The organism is Bacteroidota bacterium (genome assembly GCA_016713765.1).
Taxonomy (GTDB): Bacteria; Bacteroidota; Bacteroidia; order AKYH767-A; family 2013-40CM-41-45; genus Pollutiaquabacter; species Pollutiaquabacter aromativorans.
On record JADJON010000003.1, the window covers coordinates 781405 to 794233 of the forward strand.

Genomic DNA, 12829 nt, shown 5'->3' on the forward strand with positions numbered 1-12829 from the left:
TATGCACATCGCTTTATACGGTCGTCCGGTCAACCTGAACCAGGTGGAATTGGCCGAAGCCGTTTTCAACCTGCTCCGGCAGGCCGGGTGTACGGTCAGTATGCACGCACCGTACTATAAGTTCCTGCATCAGCATCTGCCCACCATCGGTGACCTGCCCCTGTTCGAAAGTCACGGCGATCTTCGAAAAGGCGTCGACTTCCTGTTCAGTATCGGCGGTGACGGCACCTTGCTCGACACGGTATGCCTGGTCAAGGATGCGAACATTCCGATCGTCGGTATCAATGCCGGTCGGCTCGGATTCCTTTCGAGCGTTTCGCGCGAAACCCTCCCGTTAGCGATCGAAAGCATCCTGAAAGGTCATTATACCCTCGACGCCCGTACACTGCTCAGACTGGAATCGAACAAGCCCATCTTTGCGGGTGAAAACATCGGACTGAACGAATTCACCCTCCACAAGAAGGAAACTTCGTCCATGATCACGATCCATACGTACCTCAACGGGGAGTACCTCAACTCTTATTGGGCCGACGGGATCATGATTTCCACGCCAACGGGATCCACCGGTTATTCCCTCAGTTGCGGCGGACCGATCATCGTTCCCCAATCCGAAAGTTTCGTCATCACGCCGATCGCTCCACACAACCTGAATGTTCGACCGATCGTCGTTTCCGATAAAAACGTCATTTCCCTGGAAGTGGAAGGCCGGTCGCAGCATTTCATGGCAACCCTGGATTCGCGTTCGGTGACAATCGACAATAGTTACCAATTAGCCGTACGAAAAGAGTCGTATGCCATTCAGCTGGTGCGGCTAAACAATGAAAACTTCCTCAATACCCTCCGGAAAAAACTCAGTTGGGGACTGGATACACGTAATTGACAAAATTTAAGCCCGGATGGAACATATCGGGTCATTATAAGCGTATACTGCCTCATATTGTTAATTCCTTATATTTGCCCGGCTCGCTGATCCGTATGAAAAAAGCCCTATTGCTTTTCCTGCTTTCGGTCACGCTCCTGCCGCTTGCGTCTGAGGCGCAACGGTGGAAGCGTCAGCGCTACGAATTCAGCTTCGGGGCAGGAGCCAGCAACTTTTTAGGTGAATTGGGCGGCGCCAATCAGATCGGCACCAACTACTTCAAAGACCTCGAATGGTCTCAGACCCGTTTCGCCGTCGCGATCGGCCTTCGTTACAAGCTATCCAATTATTTCGCACTCAAGAGCCACCTGACCTACGGTCGCGTTGCCGGGGATGACAAACTGACCACGGAATACTTCCGGAACTACCGGAACCTGAATTTCTTCTCGGACATCTATGAGTTCAATGTCAACTTCGAAGGCGCTTTCCAGCAGGAACAGGTAGGTCACCGCTACCGCCTCCGCAAGGTTCGCGGTCTCAAAGGCTATGAACTTTACACCTACGGCTTCGTCGGCGTCGGCGTCTTCTACTTTGATCCGCGTACCGATTACCTCGGTTCAGTCGTGCGCCTCCAGCCTCTGGGAACCGAAGGACAGGGCCTGATCGCTTCCCGTACCAAGTATTCGCTCATCGGAATCTGCATTCCGGTGGGTATCGGATTCAAATACACGATTGACCGCTACTGGGGCGTCGGCCTTGAAATAGGACTGCGGAAGACCTTCACCGACTACATTGACGACGTCAGTACAACCTACTTCGACTTTGCCAATTACCCGGATGCGAACGATCTGGCAGCCGTACTGGCTGACCGTTCCAATAAAAGCGACCCGAAAGTCACCACAGCGGGCCAGCAACGCGGAGATCCCCGCGATAAGGATTCTTACATGTTCGGGATCTTCAGCCTGAACTATAAGCTCCGCACCGGCAGGAATAACCTGCCCCGGTTCTGATCTTCAATTTCTCCCCGAATTTTCCGTTAACGGAGGCCTTGGGCATGCTTCAGAAAAAAAGCATACTGATTATCGTTGTTTCCGTCCTGTTGTCAGGGTCACCAGCCCGTGCGCAATATGACGAGATGGGAATCGTCCTTGGCGGATCAAACTACAAGGGTGAGCTTTCCAACCACCTCTTCAATACCGACTTCCTGCATTTCGCTGCCGGGGGCTTTTTCCGTCACAATTGGGATCGTCACTGGGCCTGGAAACTGGCCATCAACTACGGTAAAGTATCCGGCGATGACGCGAAGTCGAACGACGGATTTCAACTCGACCGTAACCTGTCTTTCCATTCTACGATTCTGGAGGTTAGTCCTCAGATCGAGTTCAATTTTTTTCCTTACGAAACCGGCAGCTATCAGTATCCGGTAACGCCCTATGTATTCACGGGCTTTTCCGTTTTCAAGTTCAACCCGAAAGCGGACTTTGGCGACGAGACCGTTGAACTGCAGCCGCTCGGCACCGAAGGACAAGGCTTCGACGGAAAGAAAAAATATCGTCGCTTCAGTTTCGCCCTCCCGATCGGCGGAGGTATCAAGATCTCTGCAGGGAAGATCGGCATCGGAATAGAAGTCGGTGCCCGAAAGACCTTCACCGATTACCTCGACGATGTCAGTACCGTTTATCCCGATCCGGTAGCGCTGCGCAGTAATAACGGCAACCTCGCGGTCGCACTTTCCGACCGTTCATTCTCTTCCCGCGATACCTTGATGGTCCTGACCGGTATCAAAGGGAAGCAACGGGGAAATTCTTTCGACAAAGACTGGTACCTGTTCGGCGGCATTACCCTTTATTTTCGCGTCGGTAGCATTCTGCGCGATATCTGCGAACCGTTCAAACGGCGTCGGTATTTCTGATCCGAAAGTTTAATAGTTTTTAGCTTTTTTATATTGTCATTTGCGTGAAGTTGGCGCATTTTGAATGTTCATTTACACAAATTCAACCAAGTTCCTTCATTCCCTTTTAGTAAATTGCGCCTCCTTTTCACGGAGGAATGAGCCTAAAAGACAAAATAATTCCGGAAAAATTGCCGTTGCATGTGGCTGTCATCATGGACGGCAATGGACGTTGGGCGCAACGGCAGGGCCAGCTGCGTGTATTCGGCCATCAACATGGGGTAAAAGCCGTGCGGGACACGACCGAAGCCGCCGCTGAACTGGGCATCAAATTCCTCACCTTATACGCCTTCTCCACGGAAAACTGGAACCGCCCCAAGGAAGAAGTCGATGCCTTGATGGAATTGCTCATCCACACGATCCACCAGGAAAAGGAAACCCTGAACAAGAACAAGATTCGTTTGCAAGCGATCGGTGATATGGACGCGCTCCCGCCGAAATGCCGGGAGGAATTGAACGCCGCCATACGCGACACCGCCACGAATGATCGCATGACGCTGATCCTCGCCCTGAGTTATTCCTCCAAGTGGGAATTGAGCCGCGCCATGCGTTTGATAGCCGAAGATGTGAAAGCAGGTCGTCTGGATCCCGCATCCATCAGCGAAGAACACATCGCCGATCGGCTGTGCACCCGGGATTTCCCGGACCCGGAACTTCTGATCCGAACCAGCGGAGAACATCGGATCAGCAACTTCCTTTTGTGGCAGATCGCCTATGCCGAATTCTACTTTACCGATAAACTCTGGCCGGAATTTGGCAAAGAAGACTTCTATGCCGCTATTGCCGACTACCAATCCCGCGAACGACGATTCGGTCTCGTCAGCGAGCAACTCAAATAACCTGTGATCAAGCGACTGCTTTTCTTTTTCGCCGTATTGCTTAGCACCCCGGCGCTGGCACAAATCCAGATAGGCGGCGATTCCCTTTCCGTCGACTATGGCCGGCCCAAAGACTTCGAAATCGGAGGCGTTACGGTAAGCGGAACCCAGTTCCTGGACCCTGGCGTACTGATCAACATCTCGGGCCTGACCATCGGTGATACGATCGCCGTGCCCGGTGACGATATTTCAAATGCTATCCGCAACCTCTGGAAGCAGGGCCTCTTCTCCGATATTAAAGTAATCGCTACCCGCATCCAGGGAAGCACCATTTTCCTGGAACTCCGCCTCACGGAACGCCCGCGCCTGTCGAAGTTCACCTTCAAGGGTGTCAGCAAGTCGGAAGCCGACAAGATCCGGGAAAGCATCAAGCTGGAGCGCGACAAGGTCATCACCGAAAACGTACTCAACAATACCCGCAACTCCGTGCGAGCGTTCTTCATTGAGAAAGGATATCTCGATACGAAGGTCGACATCCGTGAGATCCGCGACAGCAGTTATGCCAACCGCGAGATCCTGGAGATCATCGTGGACAAGCAGGAGCGCATCAAAGTCGGACGCATCAACTTCATCGGCAACAATTCGCTGCCGGCTTCGAAACTGCGTCGGGCCATGAAGGATACCAAAGAGAAGCGCTGGTACAAAGTCTTCACCTCTTCGAAATACCTCGAAGACAAATACGCCGACGACAAGGTGAAAGTCGTTGCCAAATACAACGAAATCGGTTACCGGGATGCCAAGGTCGTCCGGGATTCCACCTACCGCATCGACAAGAAGCGGATGGGCATCACCATCTGGGTCGACGAAGGCAACAAGTATTTCTTCCGGAACATCAACTGGGTCGGGAACACCAAGCACACCTCCCAGGAACTCTCTAACATTCTCGGCATCAAACGTGGCGATGTCTACGACCAATCAGTCCTCGACGAGCGACTGTACATGAACCAGAACGGCCGCGACGTCAGTTCGCTCTATATGGACGACGGATACCTGTTCTTCCAGGTGACACCGGTCGAAGTGGCGGTGGAAAGCGACTCCATCGATCTGGAGATGCGCGTTTACGAAGGCCGTCAGGCCCGCATCAACCGCGTAACGGTGAGCGGCAATTCAAAGACCAACGACCGTGTGATCCTGCGGGAGATCCGCACCAAACCGGGCCAGTTGTTCAGCCGCTCCGATATCATCCGCACCCAGCGGGAACTTGCGCAGCTCGGTTATTTCGACCAGGAAAAGCTGGGAGTAAACCCAAAGCCCAACCCAACCGACGGCACGGTCGATATCGACTATACGGTGGAAGAACGGCCGTCCGACCAGCTCGAACTTTCCGGCGGTTACGGCGCGAACCAACTGGTCGGTACACTCGGTATTTCGTTTAACAACTTCTCGGCCCGGAACTTTTTCAAGAAAGGCGCCTGGCACCCGCTTCCATCGGGCGACGGTCAGCGACTGAGCCTGCGTGCGCAGACCAACGGTAAGTTCTTCCAGAGCTACAACGCTTCCTTTACCGAACCCTGGCTGGGTGGCAAGAAGCCGAACAGTTTCTCGGTAACAGCCTTCCACTCCATTCAGTCGAACGGCAGGACGAAAGAGGATCCACTGCGCTCTTCGATCAAGATCACCGGTCTGTCGGTCGGACTGGGCAAACGGCTGCGCAAACCCGACGATTACTTCACGATCTACAACGAAGTCAATTACCAGTACTACGAACTGCAGAACTACGGATCGACCTTCCTTTTCAGCGACGGTACGGCCAACAACCTGAACTTCCGCGAAACGATCTCCCGCAATTCGGTCGACGCGCCGATCTATCCGCGCAGCGGCTCCAACATTTCGCTCTCGCTGCAATTCACGCCTCCTTACTCGCTGTTGAACAACGTCAACTATAAGACGGCGACCGACCAGGAGAAGTACAAATTCATCGAGTACCACAAGTGGAAGTTCACGTCTCAGTGGTACACCCGCCTTGCCGGCAACCTGGTGTTGCATGCCCGCATCCAGTACGGCTTCCTGGGTCTCTACAATCGCAATCTCGGCGCTTCCCCGTTTGAACGCTTCTTCCTCGGCGGCGACGGACTTTCCGGCTTCGCGCTCGACGGACGCGAGATCATCGCGCTGCGTGGCTACCAGAACAACTCGCTTACCCCGATCGACGCCGGTACCGGTCGCCAGGTGGGTGGCACAATCTTTGACAAATACACGCTCGAAATGCGTTATCCGCTCTCGCTGAATCCTTCCGCCACCATTTTCGCGCTGGCGTTCGCCGAGGGCGGTAATTCCTGGCTTCGTTTCCGCGAATTCAATCCGTTCGAAGCACGCAGGTCACTCGGTGCCGGTATCCGCATCTTCCTGCCGGTCTTCGGCCTGCTTGGTCTCGACTGGGGCTACGGATTCGACAAACTCCCGGATGCTCCTGACGCCAACGGCCCGCAATTCCACTTCTCCCTCGGACAACAGTTCTGATTACATTCCTACATTTGCAACCCTTCAAAACAGAAAGGAGCGAACCCATGGTCGCAGTACAAATGAAAAACCTCCTCCGTTCCATTTTCATCGCCGCAGGATTCCTGTTCGTAACGACAGCAGCCTCTGCACAGAAATGGGCCTATGTCAACACGCAGTATATCCTGGAGAACATCCCGGAATACAAGCAGGCGCAGCAACAGCTCGACAACCTGAGCGTTCAATGGCAGAAAGAGATCGAAGACAAGTACGCGATCATCGACAAGCTTTACAAAGCCTACCAGGCTGAGCAGGTATTGCTGACGGAAGAGATGAAAAAGCGCCGCCAGGACGAGATCATGCAAAAGGAGAAAGATGTAAAAGACCTCCAGAAGCAGCGTTTCGGTTTCGAAGGCGATCTCTTCAAGAAGAAGCAGGAACTCGTGAAACCCATCCAGGACAAGATCTACAACGCCATCAAGAAACTGGCAACGGACCAGAGCATCATGGCGATCTTCGACAAATCGGGCGACCTGACCATCCTCTACGCCAACGCCAAGTACGACAAGAGCGACGATGTCCTGCTCGCGCTCGGTTATAAGCCCGCCAAGAAAGACGCGGCCGGCAGCGGCAAATCGGGCAGCGGCGCTCCTTCTTCCGGCGGCGACAAGGCGCCGGCTATGGAACAAGAACCCAAGAAATAATCCATTCTAAACCACACCTGAACAATGAAACGTATTCTCTTCCTGGCCTTCGTGCTGACTGCCTTTGTGCTGAATGTCCACGCCCAGGGTCCTAAACTCGGCCACATCAATTCCGCCGAACTCATCCAGATGATGCCGCAGACCAAGCAGGCCGACAGTACCCTGCGTCGTTTCGCAGAATCGCTCGACGGCCAGATGAAAACCATGACCGCCGAGTACCAGGGCAAGCTTCAGACGTACCAGTCGAAAGTGGACTCCATGCCGGAAGCCATCCGCACCACGAAGCAACAGGAACTCCAGGATCTCGGAACCCGCATTCAGGATTTCCAGCAAAGCGCGCAGGAATCCATCCAGAAGAAGAAAGAAGAGCTCTACAGCCCGATCCTGCAGAAAGCTGAAGATGCCATCAAGGAAGTCGCTAAAGAGAAAGCCTACAGCTATATTTTCGACACCAGCGTAGGCGCTGTCCTCTACTCCACCGATAGCGACGACATCTTACCGCTGGTGAAAGCCAGACTGGGTATCAAGTAATCCGCAGCCTTCAAACAAAAAAGCCATCCGCCTGAAACGGATGGCTTTTTTATTTCACTTCAGCGATGTCTCCAACAACACCGGGCAGTGATCGCTGTGCACAGCCTGCTGCAGGTGGACGCAGCGCTTCAGACTGGAGGCCAGCGGATCGGTAACGAACTGGTAGTCGAGCCGCCAGCCTTTGTTCTTTGACCGCGAGCCCGCACGAAAACTCCACCAGGTATATTCATCCTTACTATCTGAAAAATGCCGGAAGGAATCGATCCAACCTTTCCCGGTGAACCGGTCCATCCAGGCCCGTTCCTCGGGCAGGAAACCGGAAGAAGTGGCGTTGCGGACCGGGTCGTGGATGTCAATGGCCTTATGGCAGATATTGAAATCGCCACAAACGATCAGGTTCGGACGCTTCTTCCGCAGCTTAACCAGAAATCCGTCAAAGCGCTCCAGCCAGTCCATCTTGAACGACTGCCGCTCCTCGCCGGTTGTACCTGATGGCACATAGACGCTGAGTACGGACCAGTCGCCAAAATCGGCCCGGATAACGCGACCTTCCATATCCGAGGGATCATCCATACCGTACACGACGCGATCCGGCTCCTTACGGCTCAGGATCGCTACTCCGGAATAGCCTTTCTTCTCCGCCGGAAACCAATAGGCCCCATAGCCGATACGTTCCAGTGTACCGGACGGAAGCTGGTCCGGCATCATTTTGATCTCCTGTAAACACACGATATCCGGCGCTACGGTTCCGATCCACTGGTCCCAACCCTTGCTGAGCGCGGAGCGCAAACCGTTTACGTTATATGTCAAGATACTGGCCATGGCACAAACATACGGGCTGCGCACGAACCGATGAACAAAGCCTTCCTTACCTGTCGAATTTTCCGGGGTGATGCTGGAAAAACAAGGCTTCCGGTGTCCGCAGGCTCCCCCGGCAACCTGTACCTTTAAACGTTCATGCGGCTGCAACGACTCCTGGTTCTTTTTCTCCTGACCGCAGGGCTGTTCCCGTTCCGGGGATGGGCCCAGTTGAGTTCATTGCGGGAGATGAGCATACCCGTCAGAGCGGACTCTGTCCAACTCGATACGCTCAGCATAGCACCCGGAACCTTTCAGCTCAGAAGAGGATCAGGTGAAGCCGTCGATAGTTCAGCCTACCGCTTAGACTGGGTGCAGGGCCGTTTGTACTGGCTCCGCAATGCTCCGGCTTATAAGGCCTTAACCATCGACAGCGTCCGGGCGCGGTTCCGGGTATTCTCTTTTCTCTTCAACAATACGGTCCGGCACAAAGATCCGCAGCGTATCGCCAGGGGAACCGGAGGCGCGGTAAACCCGTTCGTTTACGAACCCGGCGCGCAGGAACCGATGTTCTTCCGGTCACAGGGACTGCAACGCAGCGGTACGATCTCACGCGGCATCACGTTCGGTAACAATCAGGACGTATTCGTGAACTCCAGTCTCAACCTGCAACTTGGCGGTAAGCTGAACGACAATGTCGAGATCGTTGCGGCCATTACGGACGAGAACATTCCCATCCAGCCCGAGGGAAATACCCAGCAGTTGCAGGAATTCGACCGGGTGTTCATCCAGTTGAACGACGAGCGCAACCGACTGATCGCGGGCGATTTCGAACTACGAAGACCCGACAGTTATTTCCTGAACTTCTTCAAACGCAGTCAGGGTGGTTACTTCACCACCAATCAGCCCGTCGGGAAAGGTACCGACGGCAAACCGAACATCCTCCGCGCCGGCCTGAGCGCGGCCGTGGCCAAAGGCCGGTTCGCCCGGAACACCTTCACGGCACAGGAAGGAAACCAGGGCCCCTACCGTCTGGTCGGTAACAACGGAGAGACTTTCATCATTATCCTCGCCGGGACGGAAAAAGTGTACATCGACGGCGCGCTCATGCAGCGTGGAGCACAAAACGACTATGTGATCGATTACAATACCGCAGAACTGGCCTTCACCCCACGCCGACTGATCACCAATCAGTCGCGCATTGTGATCGAGTTCGAATATTCGGACCGCAACTACGTGCGTTCGCTCTACTTCCTGAACACCGAATACGAAACGCGCAAGACCAAGGTCAAGCTCAACTTCTACTCGGAACAAGACAGCAAGAACCAGCCCTTGCTGCAGGACCTTGACAGCGCACAGCAGGCGACCATGGCTGCCGCCGGTGACAACATCCAATTGGCGTTTACACCAACTGCCGACAGCGTCGCGTTCGACGGCACCCGGGTACTGTATGCCAAACGGGATACGATCGTCGGGGCGGAGCAATTCAGTATCTATGTCTATTCCACCAACCCCGACAGCGCCTACTGGGCCGTGACCTTTACGGAAACCGGCCCGAGGCAGGGAGATTATATCCTCGATGTCACGTCCGCCAATGGCCGCGTATTCCGATGGGTAGCACCGGTCAACGGCATCCCGCAGGGTAATTACATTCCCGAACGTTTGTTGGTCACGCCCAAACGTCTGCAAATCCTCACCATCGGTAACGACTGGCAACTGGATGCCCGCAACAGGATCACGCTGGAAGGCGCTTTTTCCCGTAATGATATCAACCTGTTCTCCCGGCTCGACAAAGCGAACGACGACGGTTATGCAACCAGAATCACCTTCAACAACCAGACACCGCTTTCCGCCGATACAGCCCGCGGCTGGCGACTGGACAACATGGTCAGCTACGAATACGTGGCACGCGACTTCAAGCCGCTCGACCGGTTCCGTCCGGTGGAATTTACACGTGACTGGAATACCGCTTCCGTCACGCAGCCGCAGGACGAGCACCTCGCCGGTTTGCAATCGACACTCGTCCGACCCGAATTCGGCAGCGTGGGCCTGCAGGTAAAGACGTTTCAACGGGGTAGTCAGTACAACGGCCTCCTGAACGGCATGAGCACCCGGATCAACTGGAAGAAGATCGTGATCAACAGCGACGGCAGTCTGCTTTCCACTTCGGGCAGTGGACTGAACACGCGCTACCTCCGCCATATCGTCGATGTTTCCCGTGCATTCGGGCCGATCATACTCGGCTTGCGGGAGTACGGAGAATACAACCGGTTCCGCAGCGACGCCGCCGACACGCTATTGGCCTCCAGTTTCGGCTGGCAGGAGTGGCAGGGATCGCTTGGTTACGCCGACACCAGCCGCGGAAGAATTCAACTCAGCTACAAAAAACGATACGACTTCGGTCCATTCGGCGATCTGCTGCGACAACTGACGGAAGCGGATGAAGCCAGTCTGCAGACGGAGTTCAGTCGTAATCCCAAACACACGCTGCGGACCACGACGACCTACCGAGAGTTGCGCATCTCCGATACGACGCGCACGACGCAGGAACCCGCCAAGACACTGCTGAATCGCATCGACCATAGCCTGACACTCTTCAAGAACATCCTCATCGCCACCACCTATTTCGAGATCGGTACAGGTCAGGAACGCCGGCAGGAGTTCTACTACCTTGAAGTACCGGCCGGGCAAGGCACGTATGCCTGGCTGGGCGACCTGAACGGAAACGGCGTAAAAGACCTGGACGAATTCGCCATCTCCAATTTTCCGGATCAGGCGAAGTATGTGCGCGTTTCCGTCAACACCAACGATTACATCACTGTTCGCAGCAACCAGTTTTCAGAGGTACTGAACATCAATCCCGCCGCGGCGCGCACCAACTATTCCGGTAAGCCGAGATTCATCGAACATTTTTCCAATCAGTTCCTCCTGCGTCTCGACAAGAGAACCCGGGGTGAAGAGTTGTTGTCTTCTTTGAATCCATTCTCCCGGCGCCTCGACGACAGCCTCCTGGTGACAATGAACTCCAGCTACCGGAACATGTTTTTCATCAACCGGAACGATCCGGTGTGGGGCATGGACTACACCTGGCAGCAGAATCGTAACAAGTCGTTCCTTTCGAACGGTTTCGAATCGCGCACACTCACGACTCAATCCATCAACGGGCGCTGGAACATGAGTCAGCACTTCCAGCTTTCAGGAACTGCCGAACAGGAACTGCGGGAAAACAACTCGGAATACTTCAAGACCCGCAACTGGCGGATCTTGTCAAACGCCCTGGAGCCGCGCATCAGCTATCAACGCGGGGTAGATTTTCGTACTACCCTCTCCTATCGGTATACCGAAAAGCGCAATTTGTACGGGGACACCGGCGAAAAAGCCGTCCTGCACAAGTTGGGAATCGACAGCCGGCTCAACTCCGTCAATGCCGGTACTTTTAACGCGCGTTTCAACGTCATCCGCATTGACTACAATGCTCCCGACAACAGTCAATTGGCCTACGAATTATTGGAAGGCTTGAAAGACGGCGACAACTATACCTGGGGTCTTTCCCTGCTGCGTTCTCTTGGAAAATCGATGCAGCTTACGCTGAATTACGACGGGCGGAAGTCGACCGGAAGTCCGGTCGTACATACCGGCGGTGTTCAGTTCCGGGCATTCTTCTGAGCGTGACAAAAAAAAGCCCGCCAAACGGCAGGCTTTGGTTATTATTCGCTTCAGGCTTACTTGAGATCGATCCCTGATTTCCCGACCACCAGTCCTGCGTGGTAGATCTCGACCGTGTACTTTCCTTTGGGGAATTCCGACCCTTTTGCCCAGCTTACTTCCACCGGCGTGTCGGAGTTGGTGTATTCCACCGTTTGCTTCAGGGTAAAGTTCAGATCGTTGCCGTTGGCCTTAAAGGTCTCGGTAGAAGCCGACATGACCGCGCCATCGGGACCAATGACCCGGATGTAGAGATCGACCGGACCGCGATCGATGACCTTGTTTTCCGCCAGCGTGAATTTGGTTCGGATCTTCTGCACCTGCTTAGCCTTGTTGGTGAGCACTTCCTTTCCCGTACTGCGGAACCGGACGCCTTCGGTGGTAACATTCAGGGCCTTCAGGACCGAGCCGGCAGCTACTTTAGTGGACAACCGGTTGTTCTCGCTACTAAGATTCTCGGAACGGGAACGCTCTTCAAGCAAGTTGGAGTTCAGGTTCATGTTCTCCGCCTGCAGCTGGGCATTCACCTTGTTCAGCGAGTCGATCTGAACCGTGTAAACCTGGTTCATCTCCTTCAACTTTGCCAACTCCGCCTTGGCCCGCGCGATCTGGGCCGGACCACCCAACGCGATCAGGCGCTGGATCTCGGCCATTTTGGATTTGATCTCCTCATCGCGCTCCGCGAGCTGCGACTGAAGGCCGGCATTGTCCTGTTTGATCTTCTCGTACTCCGCCCGAACCTGGTTCAACTGGTTCTGCAACGCGTCCTTCTCGGCCGTGGTGCTGAGGATGGTCTGGTTGGCGGCATCGAGGCTGTTCTTTTTCTCGAAGAACTGCCACAACAAGAGACCGTTGGTGCCCAAGAGAATGGTGATCACAATGATCACGATCCCCTTCTTGGGGCCTTGTTCCTGGTAATCGGTCTTGTTGGCGTCTTGTGAATCCATGGATTCGTGTGGTTAGG

10 protein-coding genes are annotated in these 12829 nt (G+C 54.4%); 8 read left to right on the top strand and 2 right to left on the bottom strand.

Features of this window, described 5'->3' with window-relative positions; all coding sequences use genetic code 11:
* Position 1 precedes the first annotated feature (1 nt).
* The 7 genes from IPJ96_14185 (at position 2) to IPJ96_14215 (ending at position 7362) form a co-directional block, all read left to right on the top strand.
* Entirely contained in the window at positions 2–880 is an 879-nt protein-coding gene (locus tag IPJ96_14185; protein ID MBK7911465.1) for an NAD kinase, read from the top strand.
* Between the two features lie 95 nt (positions 881–975).
* Complete coding sequence (locus IPJ96_14190; GenBank protein ID MBK7911466.1) at positions 976–1869, top strand: hypothetical protein; 894 nt, start codon at positions 976–978, stop codon at positions 1867–1869.
* Between the two features lie 44 nt (positions 1870–1913).
* Positions 1914–2771 carry a hypothetical protein gene (locus IPJ96_14195; protein ID MBK7911467.1) on the top strand — a complete coding sequence of 286 codons (858 nt, stop codon included), beginning with the start codon at positions 1914–1916 and terminating at the stop codon, positions 2769–2771.
* 137 nt (positions 2772–2908) lie between these two features.
* On the top strand, positions 2909–3649 hold the full coding sequence (locus IPJ96_14200) for an isoprenyl transferase (GenBank protein ID MBK7911468.1): 741 nt from the start codon (positions 2909–2911) through the stop codon (positions 3647–3649).
* Between the two features lie 6 nt (positions 3650–3655).
* A complete protein-coding gene (gene bamA, locus IPJ96_14205; GenBank protein ID MBK7911469.1) occupies positions 3656–6148 on the top strand; it encodes an outer membrane protein assembly factor BamA in 2493 nt (830 codons plus the stop codon).
* A 62-nt stretch (positions 6149–6210) separates the two neighbouring features.
* On the top strand, positions 6211–6831 hold the full coding sequence (locus tag IPJ96_14210; protein ID MBK7911470.1) for an OmpH family outer membrane protein: 621 nt from the start codon (positions 6211–6213) through the stop codon (positions 6829–6831).
* Between the two features lie 24 nt (positions 6832–6855).
* Positions 6856–7362 (top strand): OmpH family outer membrane protein, encoded by a 507-nt coding sequence (locus IPJ96_14215; protein ID MBK7911471.1) that lies wholly within the window; start codon positions 6856–6858, stop codon positions 7360–7362.
* Positions 7363–7416: 54 nt separating this feature from the next.
* On the opposite strand, the gene xth is transcribed toward IPJ96_14215, so the two are convergent.
* Complete coding sequence (gene xth / locus IPJ96_14220; GenBank protein ID MBK7911472.1) at positions 7417–8184, bottom strand: exodeoxyribonuclease III; 768 nt, start codon at positions 8182–8184, stop codon at positions 7417–7419.
* 135 nt (positions 8185–8319) lie between these two features.
* On the opposite strand from xth, the gene IPJ96_14225 reads away from it, so the two are divergent.
* A complete protein-coding gene (locus tag IPJ96_14225) occupies positions 8320–11826 on the top strand; it encodes a hypothetical protein (protein MBK7911473.1) in 3507 nt (1168 codons plus the stop codon).
* A gap of 56 nt (positions 11827–11882) precedes the next feature.
* On the opposite strand, the gene IPJ96_14230 is transcribed toward IPJ96_14225, so the two are convergent.
* On the bottom strand, positions 11883–12812 hold the full coding sequence (locus tag IPJ96_14230; protein MBK7911474.1) for a hypothetical protein: 930 nt from the start codon (positions 12810–12812) through the stop codon (positions 11883–11885).
* Positions 12813–12829: the final 17 nt, after the last annotated feature.